This is a genomic window from Acinetobacter sp. TUM15071 (assembly GCF_008980925.1).
Classification (GTDB): Bacteria; Pseudomonadota; Gammaproteobacteria; order Pseudomonadales; family Moraxellaceae; genus Acinetobacter; species Acinetobacter dispersus.
Genome location: NZ_BKGB01000032.1, coordinates 1 through 17,719 on the forward strand (window position 1 = coordinate 1; position 17,719 = coordinate 17,719).

The following is a 17,719-nucleotide window of genomic DNA, read 5'->3' on the forward strand; positions in this document are numbered from 1 at the left end:
AATTTTCGAACAAATAACCATCATAAAATTTTCATAAATGAATAATTTCAACAATGAAAGATTGTATTTGTTCGAACATTATTAAGCACTATGGAGAGATAAAAATGAAGCTGAAGAGCTTAAAACTAGGCGCAGGGGTCGCGCTCTTAATCAGTGGTTTTTCCACCCAACAGACCTTGGCTGATTCCTACGTGTTTGTGACCAATACCACGCCACAAACGGTATCAATACAAGTCAATCAAACTGGGGCAAGCTTACAGCAAGGCAATGAATGGGCGCAGGAAGCGACTCAACTTGCACCGTACGAGACCAAACGGGTACTACGTATCAACCGTTATACCGGGATCAAATCTGGTAAAACCTATAACTTTGATACCGTTCTCAGCAGTGGTAATTCACAAGTAACCCTAAAGCAAACCATGACGGGAACTTGGTCGGGCAGTAATATTAAACACGGGATTCAAACGGCGACCACAACGTCACCATGGTATTCAGATCGTGATGTACATCGTATTAGCACAACTTATGCTGGTTTATCAGCACAAGCAGCAGTGAAAGCGGAGTACACAGGCGGTTATGATGATTTCCACTACACCATTCATCAAAACACGGTTCAAGAGCCTGTTTCAGCCAGTGCCGATGAGTTAAAGGTACTAACTTATAATATTTATGCCCTGCCAATGGTGGCGAGTAAAATCAGCGAACGCTTGGCTGAATTACCGAACCATTTAAACGGTTACGATGTGATTATGATGCAAGAAGCCTTTGCTTCATCACGTACAGGCATGCTGAATCAGCTGGCACAACAGTATCCATATCAAACCCATATTCCAGTCGGTTCTGGCTATAACTTATTTGATAGTGGTTTGGTGATTGTAAGTCGCTATCCAATCGTCAAAACAGCACAATTGATTTATCCAGATTGTACAGGAACTGATTGTTTTGCGGATAAAGGCGTGTTGTATGCGGAAATCATTAAGAATGGTAAGGCTTACCATGTGACATCAACCCATACCGCATCTTTTGATACCGATGCGGCACGCGCATTACGCCAGACCCAGTTCAAGCAGATTCGCCAATTAGTGAATCAACAAAATATTCCAAGTTTTGATGCGGTACTCATGGGCGGTGACTTCAATGTGAATAAACTGTTATGGCCGCAAGATTATCAAGACATGTTGACCAATCTGAATGCGACCGCAGCACCAAGTACTGGTTATACTGAATCTACCTTTGACCCACGCGTGAATAAGTTGGCTGGGGCTGCTGGTTCAGGCGGTGCAACAGTGGAATATCTGGATTATGTCGTAGCCTCAAACAATCACCGTCAACCGACTCAGTCTCGTAATGATGTTCGCATCTTACGTACTACAGCTGACCCGCTGTATATGACGTGGGATCTTTCTGATCATTTCCCTGTGATGGGACAATTTAATTACGGCCCATAAACGGAATTCGGTATGAATAAAAGACTATTGCTGACAATGCTTATTGTTGTCGTGGTCTTGGTCGGGATTGTAGTTTGGAAGAGCACAGCCTCTTCCGCTGCAATCCAGCACACCAAATCCACAGCATCATCTCAAGATTCATCAGCACAGATGAGCGATGAAAGTATGCCAAACAAAACCAAGGATGAAGTTTTTCAAGACTCACTATTGCAGCAATTAAAACTGTTACAACAGCAACCTGGAAACATCACCGAGTTTCTCAATGATTTTAAAGCCAACTGCCCTGTCACTGACTGTAATGCAGCTTTAGCAAAAGCTTTAGCCAATTACCCAGATCAAAACTTTGCACATTTGGTTGAGAGCTTATTAAAACGCATACCGCAATATGAACAGCAGATGCAAAATACCGTGTTATCAACGTCGTTATCGCCAAAAGAACGCTTTGATGCTTTGTGGAAACTGAGAGAAAAAACCTTGGGGCAAGCCGAAGCGATGCTGGGCTTTGGGCAAGAGCGTCAGTATGCAGATTATCGTTTTGCCTACAATGATTTGGCACAGAATCAGAAACTCAGTGCAGAACAACGTTTAAAAGCCTTTGAGGAGCTGCAAAAACAGTATCCTGATGCAACTCAACAAGAAAATAAAATGGGGCTTTATGAACAAGCACTCGGTTTAATCAATCAAGGACAACATAGCCCTGCTGAAACACAACGCTTAAAACAGATGTTACAACAGCGCTATCTAACTGAGCAGCAACGCCAAGACGTACAGCAGCGTGAACAACGTGAAGCTCAACAACAGCAACAAGTTGGTCAATATCAGCAGGCTGTGCAGCAGTTACAACAAGAGATGGAACCGTTAAAAGCACAACTTCCAAATGAAGAATGGCAAAAGCAATATCAAAGCCGTTTAGAAAGTTTACGTTTGAAAATGTTTCCTTAATTTTGCTTAGAACCATCTATATGACAACTATAGATGGTTAAGTGCTTGTCTTGAATATTTTTTATGCTATTTATAATAGATTAACCCATCGATTGTTATTCATGGAAATCAAAGGAATGCATTATCCACAATATCAACAAGACCTTAACACTGCACTTGAATCAGAAATATTGGGTGAACTCATCTTTTTAAATGCAGCCAAACATGCACACTCGATTGAGCAACAACAAAAATGGCAAACGCTGGCCAAACTGGAAACCCAAACCCTACGCAAGTTACAGCAGTTCTTAATCCAACAAGGTCAAACAGCGACGATTCGTTTGCATGTTAAGTTACAGGCCAAAGCAGCAGGGATTGCGATGGCTAAACTGCCGTGGAAACTGGCCATGCATTTACTTAAGCAAGGTACACAGCCGTTTATGCTAACTTTTGAGCGGATGCAGCAACATGCAGATGCCAACACACAAGACTTTCTCCACTATTTGTTAGCGCATGAACAAGCCTTGGCTGAATTTGCAACACAAGAATTACAAAGAAATTCAGAGCATTCTTTAGATGCTGTATTACACTTATTAAAAAGCGAGGCATAACACCTCGCTTTTTGCTCTATTTGATTACGCTCAAGTCGTGCTGAGGTTCAACAATAATTGACGTTTTTTCACTTGTTGCCCGACTTGACCAATCAACTCCTCGACAACACCATCGACATCGGATTTGATTTGCTGCTGAATCTTCATCGCCTCAAGCACCAATAGGGTTTGTCCTTTTGTTACTGAATCTCCGACATTGACCAGCAAACTCACAATCGCCCCATCCATTGGTGCACGAATTTTACCATCACCCACCACCTCAGCCGCTTCTGGTGCTGCATAGGTAGTATTTTCAATCAGCACATTACCATTAGCTGCATCCAAATATAGTTGATCCTGATCAAAGACATAGACGAGTTTACGTCGAACACCGTCACAGCTATAAACAATCTGCACATCACTGATGCTTACAATCTTGATTGTCGCTTGTTGATCACAGAACTCAACTTTGACCTGCTGCTGATCATTTTGTACGTGCAGCAAGATCTGCTGATCGGCATATTTCAGTTTCAGTGGAAACGGCATACCGACACCCGTTTGCCAAGCCACTTGCTGCTTATTCTTCTGGGTAAACAGTGCTGCTGCAACGGCTAAAGTTTCAAGCGGCAAAGCTTGTTGATGCAGGCTAATATCATCTTGGAAGTGTTGTTGAATAAATGCTGTATTGGTATCTCCCGCCACAATGATCGGATGGCGCAACAAATTGACAAGAAACTGCTTATTGCTATTCACACCCAGTAATACGCAATCATCAACCGCTTTGGCAAGCAGGCGAATTGCATCCTGACGGGTCTTGCCGTAGGCAATCACTTTTGCCACCATTGGATCATAGAATGGGCTGATTTCACCATGCTCCAACATGCCATGATCAATGCGGACATTGGGTAAGCTACCATCAGCACCCGCCGCTTGCCAACGCAATACTTTACCTGTTTGTGGCAGGAAGTCCTGACGTGGATCTTCTGCATATAAACGAACTTCGATCGCATGTCCGTTTAAGGTCAACTCATGTTGTTGTAAGGGCAAGGTTTCGCCATTGGCAACACGCAATTGCCATTCCACCAAATCCAAACCTGTGACCATTTCTGTGACTGGATGTTCGACTTGTAAACGCGTATTCATTTCCAAGAAATAGAATTCACCCGATTGATCAAGCAGAAACTCGACCGTGCCTGCCCCGACATAATCACACGCCTGTGCTGCTGCAACAGCTGCTTCACCCATTTTTTGGCGTAGTTCAGGTGTCATCACTGGACAGGGCGCTTCTTCGACCACCTTTTGATGACGGCGTTGAATCGAACAGTCCCGTTCAAATAAATACACATAATTGCCATGCGTATCCCCAAACACCTGAATCTCAACATGCCTTGGGGCAATCACCGCTTTTTCTAAGATCAACTCACCCGAACCAAAAGCATTTTCTGCTTCCGAACGTGCTGTTTTTAATGCTTCCAATACATCAGCAGCGTGTTGGACCAGACGCATGCCGCGCCCACCACCACCTGCTGAGGCTTTGACCATTAAAGGATAGCCAATCTTCTCAGCTTGTTGTGCTAGATAATCAAGGCCTTGCTGATCACCTTCATAACCAGGCACACAAGGTACGCCTGCTTGGATCATGGCAATTTTAGAAAGGCGTTTACTGCCCATCAGCTCGATTGCGGCAGCGGTTGGCCCAATAAAAGTGATGCCATGATCAAGACAAGCCTGAGCAAAATCAGTATTTTCAGACAAAAATCCATAACCAGGATGTACCGCATCCGCACCTGTCTTTTTGCAGGCTTCAATAATATTGGCAATGGACAAATAAGATTCGGAAACTTTAGATGCACCGATATAAACCGCTTCATCCGCCAGCTGGACATGACGGGCATTGGCATCTGCATCTGAATAGACAGCAACCGTTTGATAGCCCATTGCTTTAGCTGTTTGCATCACACGAACAGCAATTTCACCACGGTTTGCCACTAAGACTTTTGAAAAACTCATTGTTTTATCTCTATTATGAAATCCCTCTCAATCCGCCTTTTAACGGCGGAAGTCCCTCTTGTTTATTAATAAAGAGGGTTTGGGGGAGATTTTAGTCAAACCAATTTGGATTACGTTTTTGAATAAAAGCCATGGTGCCTTCTTGTCCTTCTGCGCCACCGACTGCCTGAGCAAACTGTTGTGCCGCATCATCCAAAAGCTGCTCTAAAGGCTCATTCAGTGTCCGATGCAATAAAGCTTTGGTGTTACGGGAAGCCAATGGTGCAGCACGTTTAACCTGCTGAATTATCTCTGTAAGCTGTTGCTCTAATTCAACATCATCTTGTGCAACTTGATGAACAACACCTAAATCTACAGCCGTCTTGCCATTAAAACGTAAACCTAATAACGCCAAACGACGGGCTTGGGTCAGACCAATCCGCTTCACCACAAAAGGCGCAATCTGTGCAGGTAAAATACCTAGACCTGTCTCAGGTAGGCCGAACTGAGCGGTATCACGGCTGATGGCAATATCTGAAACACAAGCCAGACCAAAACCACCACCGAGTACGGCACCTTCCAAAACCACCACAACGGTTTGCGGTGCTTGATCCACTTGTTCAATCATGGCACCAAAACGACGGTTAAAATCCACATAAGGCTGTAAGCTACCGCTATTGGCAGCTTCAATGCGTAATCCCGCCATATCCTTGATATCGCCGCCTGCACAGAAATGCCTACCTTGACCGCGTAAAATCACAGCGCGAATGGATACATCATCGGCAATCTGGCTAAACACTTGTTGAATGGCTGTGACCATCTTTAAACTCATGGCATTACGACTTTCAGGACGATTTAGCCATAGCGTTAAAATGCCACCTTGCTGCTCTAACCGAATGCTGTCATCTAACGCTAAGCCTGCAAGAGAAGTTGCAACTGTCATGCTTCTGCTCCTATTTTTTCTGTTTCTTCGGCAAAATATCGGTGAGCTTACAAATGATTCCGAGCATAATTTCATCTGCGCCACCGCCAATCGAACCTAAACGACCGTCACGGAACAGTTGTGATGCAGGGTTGTCCCACATAAAGCCATTACCACCCCAATATTGCAGGCAACTATCTGCCACTTCACGACTTAAGCGTCCTGCTTTCAGCTTCGCCATTGAAGCCATTAAAGTGACATCTTCACCTGCAATATGCTGTTCACAGGCTTGAAGTGTTAAGGCTTTTAATGCAGCGACTTCTGTCATCAGTTCAGCAAAACGAAAATGTACATACTGATTATTAATTAAAGGCTGACCAAAAGTGGTTCGTTCTCTAGTGTAGTCAATGGTTTGCTGAATGACTTTTTCCATGCCCCCCACCGCATTGATACAGGCCCACATACGCTCCTCTTGGAACTGCATCATTTGCATCATGAAGCCCATGCCTTCCACCCCAACCAAGTTACGTTGTGGTACACGTACATTGTCGAAATACACTTGTGCCGTGGTAGTTGAGCGCATACCCAGTTTATTTAAGGGTTCTGAAAAGCTAATCCCAGCTGTCTTAGCAGGAACAATAATCATGGATTTATTGACATGTGGTTTGTCATCAGAGGTATTTGCAAGCAAACAGAAAAAATCGGCTTGTAATGAGTTGGTGATCCACATCTTGCTGCCATTAATCACATAGTCATCGCCATCTTTTTTTGCAGTCGTTTTGATGGCTGCCACGTCAGAACCTGCATGCACTTCAGATACCGCAATCGATGCGACATATTCACCTCGAATGGCAGGGTTTAAAAATTCATCTCGCAACTCTTTGCTGCCAAAACGTGCCAGTGCTGGCGTTGCCATATCGGTTTGTACACCAATCGCGAGGGGTACACCACCACAGGCTGCACGACCTAATTCTTCTGCTACCACAAGGTTATAAGAATAGTCGAGCCCTAAACCACCATTTTCCTCTGGCTTGCAAATCCCCAATAAACCTAAATCCCCCATTTTCTTGAATACGTCATGAATCGGAAAACGGCCCGCTTCTTCCCACTCTGGGATAAATGGGTTTAATTCATTTTCAACAAACTGGCGTGTGGTACGGCGTAAAGCATCATGTTCTGCGGTAAATTTCATTGTTTTTGTTCCTTAAAAATTATTTTCCCCCTCTCCCTAACCCTCTCCCCAAAAGGGCGAGGAAATCCCTTCTCCCTCAGGGAGAAGGCTAGGATGAGGGTGTTAAAAATTAAAATCTCGACACACCAAATCGTGTTGGATTTAGTTCACGTTGTTGTGCCTCATAAATGGTTTGTAACAAAAATATCAATACTTTACGGGTATCTCTTGGGTCGATGATGCCATCATCATGCAACATTGCGGTATTGAATAAAGCCGTCGATTGCTGTTCCAATTTCATTGCTGTACTTTGTTCCAAGAAATCCAGCATCTGCGGATTCGGTTCCATTCCTGATGCTTTCTGTTTACCCTCAGCCACGATACGCAATACCTTACCTGCTTGTGCCGCGCCCATTACTGCCACATGCGAATTTGGCCATGCAAAGATAAATTGTGGCGATAAACTGCGTCCACACATCGCATAGTTGCCTGCCCCATAAGAACCCGCAACCACGATCGAAATCTTGGGTACGGTTGCATTGGCAACCGCTTGGATCAGCTTGGAACCATGTTTAATAATCCCGTTCTGCTCTGCATCGGTTCCCACCATAAAACCGGTGGTGTTATGCAGGAATAAAAGTGGCCGTTGGGTCTGCTCACACAGATGAATAAACTGAGCTGCTTTCGCCGCACCTTGAGGCGTAATCGGACCATTATTGGTAATAATGCCGATATGTAGTCCACCCACTTTGGCCCAACCGCATACGGTTAAAGCATCATATTCCTGCTTGAATTCCAGAAAGTCTGAATCATCAATGATCCGCGCAATGATTTCCTTCATATCAAAAGGTTGCTTTGGATCTTGTGGAACAATACCTAACAGCTCTTCAGCAACATAACGTGGCTCTTTATAATTCTGATTGGATTGCACAGTTTGCTCTTTCCAATTCAGATGCTCGAAAATCTCACGGGCTAAGCGAATACCATCGGCATCATTTTCAGCTAAATATTCCGCCACACCTGAGACTTGGGTATGCATTTCTGCCCCACCCAGTTCTTCCGCAGTCGCCACTTCGCCTGTTGCAGCCAATAACAATGGTGGGCCTGCCAACAACATTTCTGTTTGTTTGCGCACTGCAATCACATAATCAGACAAACCGGGTTGATAAGCACCACCCGCAGTTGCGTTGCCATGCACCACCGCAACTTGTGGAATCCCTGCTGCGGATAAACGTGCCTGATTGGCAAAAGTCATACCGCCATAGGTAAATACTTCCGCAGCATAGTTCAAGTTTGCGCCACCACTTTCCGTCAATGTCACCATCGGCAACTTTTGTTCTAAGGCGATCTTTTGCAGACGCAGGGTTTTATGTACCCCCATTGGTGACATGGTGCCGCCTTTGATCGCACTGTTACTGGCAGAAACTAGCGCACGTACACCACTGACAAAACCGATGCCTGCAATCACACCACCGCCTGCTTCGGAACCATCTTTGTCATCATGCATGTTGTAGCCCACCAGACCACATAGCTCCACAAAAGGTGAATCTGCATCTAATAACAGTCGAATACGCTCATGGGGCAAAATTTTGCCTTTCTTATCAAACTTGGGTTTTGCCGCATAAGATTTATCGATGCTTTTTTGCTGCACCACACGCACTTCAGCCAACTGCGTTAATAACGCCTCTCGATTTTGCTCATATTGCTCACTACCTACTGCAATTTCAGATTGAAGAATAGTCATCTTTATTCTCCATCAGTGCCATTTTTGAAAATGTCAGGAATAAACGCACGATGGAAACCATTAAAGGCTTCATTGTTAGTCGCATCTGCCAATGGATACATACGAGTGCCTTGTGAAGCGGCCCCATCAATACGCAGTGTTACCCCCGAGATAAAAGCAGCGGCATCGGAAAGTAGATAACAAATCGCTGAGGAAATTTCTGACTCTGTACCCATACGTTTTAACGGGACATTACTCGCCAGACTTGGAATAATCACTTTGGCAAAATCACCACTATAGTTGTCCATCCCCGAAGAAATAATCCAGCCCGGTGCAACTGCATTAACACGTACCCCAGATTTCCCCCATTCTACTGAAGCAGTTTTAGTGAGGTTATCAACACCTGAACGCGCTGCACCTGAATGACCCATACCCGGCATACCACCCCACATATCGGCAGTCATATTAACAATGCTCCCACCATGCTTTGCCATCCACTGGTTATAAGCTTCACGCATCAAGTAAAAGGTTGAATGCAGGTTATTACGGACCACGGCATCAAAACCATTGGCAGAAATATTCTCTAATGCAGAAGGAAATTGTCCCCCCGCGTTATTCACTAAACCATCGAGTTTGCCGAATTTTTCAATGACTTCAGCAATCATATTTTTGACTTGCTCTTCATCACGGTTATCACAAACGATGAAATGGACTTTGCCGCCATCTTCCAGAATTTCTTGGCTGACTTTTTCTAGTTTTTCAACTTTACGGCCTGTGATGACCACTTGTGCGCCTAAAGAAGCCAACTCATGTGCAGTACAACGGCCAATACCAGAACCACCACCTGTCACGATAATCACTTTGTCAGCAAATGCATCTGCCCTGAAAATTGATTGATAACTCATGTTTATATCCTTAATATTTTTCTAACAGTTGTGCAGGCACTTTCACTGGCATATCTAATAATTGCTGTGCAAAAGCCTTACCTTGTGGATCAATCCGTAAGCTGGCAATCCCACCACCGCCCAATGCATTTTCCAACATAAAATTCAGCGCATGCATCTCTGGTAATTCATAACGAATCACTTTTGATTTTTCAGTATCTAAAACATGCTGCATATACGCTGCAACATTGGCCTCAGTCAGTGCCGCACGAATCCACGGTAAATATTCAGCTTGACGTGCAATCACCCCAATATTGCTATGATTGCCCTTATCGCCACTACGTGCATGTGCAACTTCAACTAAAGGTACTTCAATTTCACCGCCTTGATATACGGCCACGTCACCAACGGGATGCTGCACATAGTCATGTGAAGCTTGTCCGACGGGGATTTGAACGGGATAACGCTGTCCAGCAAAATCGACGTCTACCTTTAATTGATCTTTATCAATCAAAAATGAAAATAATTTCACCACTGCCGATGCTTTAGGACGGCCTCCGACAATTCCTGCCAATGCAGGTGCCATACCTGTTGAAGCTTGGGCAATTTCAGAAGCAAAGAACATACAAGCTTCTTTAAATAAATGCTTGACCGCGATTTTAACCACTACTTCACGGCTGTCTTTGACTCGGGCATGTGTACCATAAGTACTTTCAACCCCGAGAATCTCAACAGACTTTTCACTAAACGGTGGGACTGAACGCAATGCCAAAACGCGTTCACATTTGTTGATAATGGCATCTGCAATCACTTGGGCTTTTTCTGGTGCTTCACGACCTGCAATTAAGAAACTGACCAAGACACGATAACCATCGGCATAGGTAGCACTCACTTTATATTGCTGAGTTGGCGCACGCCCTGTTGCACCTATCACCTTGACTCGATGTTCGCCCACCTGCTCTAAATGGACTTGGCTAAAATCAGCACTCACATCAGGTAAAAGATAGGCTTGCGGATTGCCAATTTCATAAACAATCTGCTCTGCAACGGTTGCAGTTGAAACGAGGCCACCTGTCCCTTTCGGTTTGGTCACGATAAATGAAGCATCGGCGCTGACTTCTACGATTGGAAAGCCCATGTTGTCAAAGCCTTGTACGAGACGCCAATCGGTAAAATTACCACCAGTACATTGCGCACCGCATTCAATCACATGCCCTGCCAATGAACCTTGTGCCAGCTTGTCATAATCATCCAGTGACCATTTGTACTCATGTAATAATGGAGCAAGCACAACCGCTGAATCGACCACACGGCCAGTAATCACAATATCAGCACCTAAGTCCAAGGCATCGCGAATCGCAACAGCACCGAGGTAGGCATTACTACTGGCAACATGTGCAGGCAAGGCATCGCCATTAAACATTTCTCGCACATTTTGGTTGAGTAATTCAGCATGCTTCGGCAATACATCATCACCCAACACCACTGCAACTTTTAAATTTAAGCCCTTTTCATCAATGATTTTCTGTAGGGCATCACGGCAAGCCAGTGGGTTTACCCCACCTGCATTGCTAATCACTTTTATTTTTTTCTCAGCAATTTTATTGATCAGGGGGGACATCACTCGACTGACAAAATCCAGTGCATAACCATGATTTGGATCCATCATCATCGCCTTGGCCATAATCGACATGGTGATTTCTGACAGATAATCAAAGACCAAATAATCAATATCACTCAGATGCACCAACTGAAATGCAGCAGTGTTGGTATCGCCCCAGAAGCCTGATGCACACCCAATTTTGACTACCCTCTGGTCATCCTGTTTGACACTTGTCATGCGCTTTCTCATTGTTATTGCTAAAAACGCCTTAACATTACCAAGCAAGTGCTTGGTTTGTAAAGTGCATAATGCTATGCTGTATTGGCAAAAATAGACAAACTCAAGCAAATACTTGTTATAAAAAGATAAGACAATGCATCAAATGAATTTTGTTACAATACACTTTGGATTAAACGGGATAGACGGATAGGCATGATCGCAACCTCAATTGAGCAAATACCCAAAATTGTTTGTTTTGATGACAGTCCACGTGGACGTTTACTGCAAGGTGCTGCCTATCTGTTTTATAAGCAAGGTTATGACAAAACTACGGTTCGTCAACTCGGTGAATTTATTGGCATTCAATCGGGCAGCTTATTTCATCACTTTAAAAGTAAAGATGAAATTCTGGCGACAGTGATGGAACAAACCATTATCTATAACTTCGCCCGTTTAAAAGAAGCCTCTGAACGCTCAACTGATCCTGAACAACAATTACGTCATCTCATCAAAGCTGAATTACTTTCCATTGCAGGTGATACAGGTGCAGCGATGGCAGTACTGGTACATGAATGGTTTGCGCTTTCTAAAGAGAAGCAAGACTACCTTCTAAAAATGCGTAATGAATATGAGCAAGTTTGGTTAGACGTGATTGAAAAATTACGTGCTCAGGGCAAAGTGAAACACGATGCCTTTATCTGGCGTCGTTTACTCGGTGGTTCGATTTCTTGGACGGTGACGTGGTACAGACCCGAAGGTAAAGTCAAAATTGATGAACTGACTGAAATGGTTTGGGAAATGGCGATTAAATGAGTGCTATCTATTTGCGTAAGCCTCAACTCAGCGATTTAGCTGAAATCAAACTTGCCTACCAAAATAGTATCCAGCTCCATCAACCATGGACTTATCCACCAACAGACTTTCAACAATATCTCGAACAAGAACATCGTTACTTTGTCTGCTTGAAAGAAAATCATCCCATTGTTGGCACCTTTAATATCTCCAATATTATTCGAGGTCACTTTCATTCTGCTTACTTGGGTTATGAAGCTTTTTATCCTTATGCAGGACATGGCTATATGCGACAAGGACTACAACTGGTTTTAAAAGAAGCATTTCAAACACTGAATCTGCATCGACTAGAAGCCAATATCCAACCAGATAATTTGCCCTCTATTCGCCTTGTATCAAATGCAGGTTTTATAAAAGAAGGCTTATCCCGCCAGTATCTACGCGTCGGTGGAAAAGAATGGAAAGATCATGAACGTTGGGCAATTTTAAATTCGAATTGGACTGATAAAAAATATCAAGCATTCTAAAAAATTGATTCCAATTTAAGCACGACACAGCTTATCGCTCACGCCTATTTATCTATGTTCGCTGTATCAGAAAGCTGCTATTGTTCTTAAGCATCAAACGATTATAAGAATTCGTAAAAATGAATCCAGTACAACATGCCAATATTTCGGTGAAACGTCGTGGGGGCGAGCTTGAAGATTATATTGATATTCATGCACTAATCGACAGCACCAAAATGTTGTGTACCGACAATCGCCATCGTATATTGCATACCTTTTGGGGTGTTCAGGAAGTTATTATTCCGATCTTTGGACATCACTTCGAAAATAGTGCAGGTAAAAGCATTGAGGTGAAAGACCTGTGTGAAAAAGATCACCTATTGGTTGATTTCCATCACCGCTTTATTCCAACTTTAGGTGATTTTGTTGCAGCGATGCAGGATATCCCTACAGATGGGTTAGCAAAACGCCTAGAGAAATTCCACGCTGATGTGATTGACGACCCAAAACTATCAGCAACACTACTCTCTCCCTTATCGGTGACAGGACAATTAAAGTCGTTACTGATCACCCACAATAGTTGGTTTATCAATACCATTCTTCCCATGATGGGGAAAGGTGAAGCCAGATTGATTGATTTTGATATTCGTCCCGATTTCTTTTTCAACCCGATGCGTTTTGAACTCTGGATGGACAATGGCATGGCTGTGCCGCCTAGTGCAGCTAAGCTGCAAGAATTAAAAACTAAAATTGCTTAACTTAAGGGGAAATAAAAATGAGCAATATCCAATACGTGATTCGTCAAAATGACTTTGCCTATAATGACGAATGGCATCTGACCAACTGCGTTTCAACCGGGGCAATCAAACAGATTTATACAGATAAAGTTGAAGCAGAAAAGGCCTATAAAACCTTAGTTGTTGAGGGCTTATATTATGATGAACTCTGTAACTATGACATCGGCAATGGCGAAGTAGATGATGAAATCTACGAAAAACTTGAAGCTTTGGTATTAGAAAAAACAGGCAAAAAGTTTGATATCGAAGATGGTGAAATTCCGAAACTGAATGAAGATGATGCTTTCGAATTTGCCCAAATTTCAGGTATTGTCTGGTATCAACTCTTAGAAATCGATGCGACACAACCTTGCTATGTACTTTGGATCAACTCAGAAGAAGACTATTTCTCTGGCTATGAGACTGGCAGCATTATCTCTAGTCAAGATGAGAATTTTAGTGATGTATCTTGGGAATCCAATATTTATGCGATGGACTATGAGTTCGAAGCCTTGATGAACAAACCACTTTCAGAGTTAAGTGATAGTCCATTATTATTGAAACAGTTTATCGAACAGACTTCAGATATTCGCTATGATGCTGAAAAAGATAGTATCGAAGGTATTGCATTAGACAGCATAAGATTTATTGATATCAAAGCACTGAATTCATTTCTAAAACAACCCATCTTTGAAATCCGTCAAATTTCTTTAGAAGAATTAGCTGAACTAGAATAAATTTCAAAAATGAAAAAGTGCGGTGTTTTAACCGCACTTTTAATCAAGTATGAAATGAGTTTAATAACCCAATTGTTTACTAATTAAATCCTTCATAATTTCTTCTGCACCACCACCAATCATATTGACCTTCACTTCACGATAAATACGTTCAGACTTAGTACCCCGCATAAAGCCCATGCCCCCGAGTGTTTGTACCGCAGTATCGGCACAGAATTGCATGGTTTGAGTAGCAACATTCTTCAGCATACAAATCTGAGCAATCAGTTCACTGCCCTGCAATTCAGGCTTACCTAAACGATAAGCAGTATCCTCGAGTAAAGCACGTGTTGCGGTCAGTCGCGTAGCCATATCTACCAGTTTATGACGCATCACCTGATGATCAACCAACCGTTTACCAAAAGTTTGACGTTGCTGCGCCCAATCCAACGCCTCTTCATAGCAAGTCAAAGCAAAGCCATAACTACTGGCAGCAAGGAAAAAACGCTCCATGTTGAAGTTATTCATAATCACCAGAAAGCCCATATTTTCTGGACCCAATAAATGGCTAGCAGGCACTTTGACATTGTCAAAATGCAAATGTGCCGTATCGGATGCCCACCATCCCATCTTATCCAGTTTAGTTTTACTAATCCCTGCACTATGCGCATCGATGAGAAGCATTGAAATACCATTTGCTCCTTTCGCATTCGGATCAGTACGCACTGCCACTGAATAATAATCAGCTCGCATCCCTGAAGTGATAAAGGTTTTTTCACCACTTACCAGAAAATAATCACCCTCACGTATAGCTTTAGTTTTGAGCGAAGCCACATCTGAACCACCACCTGGTTCAGTAATCGCCAATGCCGAGATTTTTTCACCTGACAAAATCTGAGGCAGCACTTGAGCTTTAACCTCTTCGTTGGCAAAGTGCTGAATTGGTGGCGCACCAATGGTATGCGACAGTAAAGAAGCAGCTAAGCCACCCGAAGCACATTTTGCTAACTCAATCGAAGATAACAAGGTATAAAATGCATCTGTTCCCGCTATTCCTCCATACTGCTCTTCAAACCCGAGTCCCAACAAACCAATTTCTGCGGCTTTTTTATAGAGCTCTCGCGGAAAGGTTTCACTTTCATCCCATTCATTGATAAAAGGCGAAATTTCTTTTTCAACAAAACGTCGAATACTCTTGGCAAATTCAAGATGCTGCTCGTTATAGTACAAAGGATTAAGGTGCATATTCTGCTTCCTAGCAATTATTGATCATTGTTTATTGAATGAGCACTAAAGTAGCAAAACCAGAAAAACCAAGCAAGCGCTTGGCAAAATTAAAGATTAAAAAAAACATGTCAAAGGATAATCGAATCACAAAACTATATTTTTAATCGACCACGAAACCCACGGGTCGCATAATAAGATTGAGCGCCATTGTGATAAGTAAAAACCCGACCATAACGACTATCACAGAAAATTGCGCCACCTAAAGCTCTTACATCCTCGGGTGTTTTGACCCAACTCGAGGTTTTTAAATCAAAATGTTCAACCGACTGTAATTGTTTATATTGTTCCTCTGTGAGCAATTCAATTCCCATGGCTTCGGCCACATCGACCGCATTATTTTCGGGCTTATGTTCTTTACGTGCATCCAAAGCAGCGCGATCATAACAAAGACTCCTACGCCCTTTTGGTGTTTCTACGGCACAATCATAAAAGATGATCTCACTTGGTTTAGAATCAAGTGAAACGATATCTGGCTCCCCGCTGGTCTCTTCCATTTGATTCAGTACCCATAGCTTTTCAGGTTTCTGTTTCAATTTATCTTCGATATCTACCCAATTCACACCTTGATGCCGATGCATATTGGTTTCAAAACGCTTTTTTAATATCTCGAACAACATGATCGTCTGTTCAGCATTCAATTGCTTTTTCTTGGTCATTTTTATTCTCTGAATTTGAGTGTTAAACCGAACGGCCATCAAAATGATTGATTTTGACGCTTTCCAAATCTAAATCTTCGATACATCTTATATTAATGGCATACATCTGATTCCCTTGCGGATCAGTGCCTGTTGCATAAGGATGAATACCACAGATCTTACAAAAATGATGGTCGATCACATGCTTATTAAATTGGTAACGAGTTAAAACATCTTCTTGAACTGAGATATCAACTTTATCTGTCGGTAAGAACCACAATAAAGAACCTTTTCTTTGGCAAATCGAGCAGTTACACGACATTGCTTCAGTCAAATCCCCTTGTGCAACAAAAGTGATTTTTCCACAATGACAACTTCCTTGATATTCCATCTTATTTTCCTTTTTTATTATGTTCTCCCCTATTAGACAAAGCTATTTAAATGATGTCCACTTAATTTAGTTATTTCTTTGGTGATAAGAAAATGTAAGTTGATGTCGCCATTGATATTCCAATCGAGCCAAAGTACCAACAAAGATAGCTTCTCCAGCAATATGAAGTACTGCAAAGACTGTCATTTGTTGCCAGAATCGCCAAAGTATAAACATACAAACCAAAACCCAGATGCTATTTGCAATTACCAAGATGTTGATGAGAAATATTGAGCGTTTTTTATAATTAGCTAATATAAATGAATAACTTGCGTATAAGAGATTCGCACAACCTACGAAAACAATAATCTCCTTAGGTAAATGATAGAGTTGACTTAACCATTGTGTAGCAAGCAATACAATCAGCCCAGCAGATGCAGCCGCAGTACAGTCTATCCATAAAATATGCTTGGCAATCTTCATTATTTAAATACTCTTTTTGTTTTAATTTGAGCATATAAAGATCATTGATGATTTAAAACTTTTTGCTGATTTGCTATACGGCATTAAATCCAAAAATGTTGGCACTGCCGACACTTCATTCCATTTTTATAAGAAAAGAGCGGAAAACCCAACAATAGAAAAACCACATAAGCGGGGCGTTTACCTTCTGTATAAGGTTGTATATCAATACTGCCACAATTAGGACAGCTTTCGCTTAATCCAAACTGTTGTTCTAATTCTTGACTAAAATCTTGAGCAAGTAATGCCTTAGCCTCTTCTGCATAGCTTTCAGGCACTAATAATCGCACACCACCTAAAGCATTGGAGTAAAGCCAATCCATATTAATGGTATGTTCATTTTCAATACGTGCTGGAATTTCAGCTGCTTCCAATTGCGTTTTAGCAATCTGAGCTTCATAGGGAAAAGAAAAGCTTTGCACAACGATCCAAGTCATATCAGAAAGCCCTTAAATCCTAAATAAAGATCCAGTATATAAAATTCCCCACAATAAAAAACACCCCCTCTGCGTAAGCGGAGGGGGTGTTTGATATTTAAAAGCTGGCGATGACTTACTCTCACATGGCAAGTGCCACACTACCATCAGCGCTAAGAGGTTTCACTTCTGAGTTCGGGAAGGGATCAGGTGGTTCACTCTTGCTATT

General features: G+C 42.5%; 18 protein-coding genes and 1 rRNA gene. 7 read left to right on the plus strand and 12 right to left on the minus strand.

Annotated features, from left to right (window positions below; all coding sequences use genetic code 11):
• The first annotated feature begins 104 nt into the window (after positions 1-104).
• From GBI66_RS18925 to GBI66_RS18935, 3 genes are all read left to right on the plus strand, one after another.
• The gene (locus GBI66_RS18925; protein ID WP_151717155.1) at positions 105-1,448 is read left to right on the plus strand and encodes a sphingomyelin phosphodiesterase; all 1,344 of its coding nucleotides are present in this window, start codon (positions 105-107) and stop codon (positions 1,446-1,448) included.
• A 12-nt stretch (positions 1,449-1,460) separates the two neighbouring features.
• Positions 1,461-2,390, plus strand: coding sequence for a lipase secretion chaperone (locus GBI66_RS18930; RefSeq protein WP_151717156.1), 930 nt, complete (start codon positions 1,461-1,463; stop codon positions 2,388-2,390).
• A 116-nt stretch (positions 2,391-2,506) separates the two neighbouring features.
• The gene (locus GBI66_RS18935) at positions 2,507-2,980 is read left to right on the plus strand and encodes a hypothetical protein (protein WP_151717169.1); all 474 of its coding nucleotides are present in this window, start codon (positions 2,507-2,509) and stop codon (positions 2,978-2,980) included.
• 30 nt (positions 2,981-3,010) lie between these two features.
• Here the strand turns inward: GBI66_RS18935 and GBI66_RS18940 are convergent, their stop codons facing one another.
• The 6 genes from GBI66_RS18940 to GBI66_RS18965 form a co-directional block, all read right to left on the minus strand.
• On the minus strand, positions 3,011-4,969 hold the full coding sequence (locus GBI66_RS18940; RefSeq protein WP_151717157.1) for an acetyl/propionyl/methylcrotonyl-CoA carboxylase subunit alpha: 1,959 nt from the start codon (positions 4,967-4,969) through the stop codon (positions 3,011-3,013).
• A gap of 91 nt (positions 4,970-5,060) precedes the next feature.
• Complete coding sequence (locus tag GBI66_RS18945; RefSeq protein WP_151717158.1) at positions 5,061-5,891, minus strand: enoyl-CoA hydratase/isomerase family protein; 831 nt, start codon at positions 5,889-5,891, stop codon at positions 5,061-5,063.
• Between the two features lie 10 nt (positions 5,892-5,901).
• A complete protein-coding gene (locus tag GBI66_RS18950; RefSeq protein ID WP_151717159.1) occupies positions 5,902-7,062 on the minus strand; it encodes an acyl-CoA dehydrogenase family protein in 1,161 nt (386 codons plus the stop codon).
• A gap of 109 nt (positions 7,063-7,171) precedes the next feature.
• Positions 7,172-8,785, minus strand: coding sequence for an acyl-CoA carboxylase subunit beta (locus tag GBI66_RS18955; protein ID WP_151717160.1), 1,614 nt, complete (start codon positions 8,783-8,785; stop codon positions 7,172-7,174).
• 2 nt (positions 8,786-8,787) lie between these two features.
• Positions 8,788-9,669, minus strand: coding sequence for an SDR family oxidoreductase (locus tag GBI66_RS18960; protein ID WP_151717161.1), 882 nt, complete (start codon positions 9,667-9,669; stop codon positions 8,788-8,790).
• 10 nt (positions 9,670-9,679) lie between these two features.
• Positions 9,680-11,488: an acyclic terpene utilization AtuA family protein gene (locus tag GBI66_RS18965; protein ID WP_151717162.1), complete on the minus strand. Its 1,809-nt coding sequence runs from the start codon at positions 11,486-11,488 to the stop codon at positions 9,680-9,682.
• A 195-nt stretch (positions 11,489-11,683) separates the two neighbouring features.
• On the opposite strand from GBI66_RS18965, the gene GBI66_RS18970 reads away from it, so the two are divergent.
• From GBI66_RS18970 to GBI66_RS18985, 4 genes are all read left to right on the plus strand, one after another.
• A complete protein-coding gene (locus GBI66_RS18970; protein WP_151717163.1) occupies positions 11,684-12,283 on the plus strand; it encodes a TetR/AcrR family transcriptional regulator in 600 nt (199 codons plus the stop codon).
• Positions 12,280-12,789, plus strand: coding sequence for a GNAT family N-acetyltransferase (locus tag GBI66_RS18975; protein WP_151717164.1), 510 nt, complete (start codon positions 12,280-12,282; stop codon positions 12,787-12,789). The genes GBI66_RS18970 and GBI66_RS18975 overlap by 4 nt, the downstream gene beginning before the upstream one ends.
• A gap of 119 nt (positions 12,790-12,908) precedes the next feature.
• Positions 12,909-13,526, plus strand: coding sequence for a hypothetical protein (locus tag GBI66_RS18980; protein ID WP_151717165.1), 618 nt, complete (start codon positions 12,909-12,911; stop codon positions 13,524-13,526).
• Between the two features lie 17 nt (positions 13,527-13,543).
• On the plus strand, positions 13,544-14,281 hold the full coding sequence (locus GBI66_RS18985; RefSeq protein ID WP_151717166.1) for a hypothetical protein: 738 nt from the start codon (positions 13,544-13,546) through the stop codon (positions 14,279-14,281).
• 60 nt (positions 14,282-14,341) lie between these two features.
• On the opposite strand, the gene GBI66_RS18990 is transcribed toward GBI66_RS18985, so the two are convergent.
• From GBI66_RS18990 to rrf, 6 genes are all read right to left on the minus strand, one after another.
• Entirely contained in the window at positions 14,342-15,505 is a 1,164-nt protein-coding gene (locus GBI66_RS18990) for an acyl-CoA dehydrogenase family protein (RefSeq protein ID WP_151717167.1), read from the minus strand.
• A 134-nt stretch (positions 15,506-15,639) separates the two neighbouring features.
• Positions 15,640-16,203: a DUF4256 domain-containing protein gene (locus GBI66_RS18995; RefSeq protein WP_151717168.1), complete on the minus strand. Its 564-nt coding sequence runs from the start codon at positions 16,201-16,203 to the stop codon at positions 15,640-15,642.
• Between the two features lie 22 nt (positions 16,204-16,225).
• Positions 16,226-16,573, minus strand: coding sequence for a GFA family protein (locus GBI66_RS19000; RefSeq protein ID WP_005193258.1), 348 nt, complete (start codon positions 16,571-16,573; stop codon positions 16,226-16,228).
• 66 nt (positions 16,574-16,639) lie between these two features.
• Positions 16,640-17,035: a hypothetical protein gene (locus GBI66_RS19005; RefSeq protein ID WP_005193261.1), complete on the minus strand. Its 396-nt coding sequence runs from the start codon at positions 17,033-17,035 to the stop codon at positions 16,640-16,642.
• A gap of 83 nt (positions 17,036-17,118) precedes the next feature.
• Positions 17,119-17,511: a DUF2007 domain-containing protein gene (locus tag GBI66_RS19010; RefSeq protein WP_005193264.1), complete on the minus strand. Its 393-nt coding sequence runs from the start codon at positions 17,509-17,511 to the stop codon at positions 17,119-17,121.
• Positions 17,512-17,613: 102 nt separating this feature from the next.
• Positions 17,614-17,719, minus strand: a 5S ribosomal RNA gene (rrf, locus tag GBI66_RS19015); the annotation flags it as partial.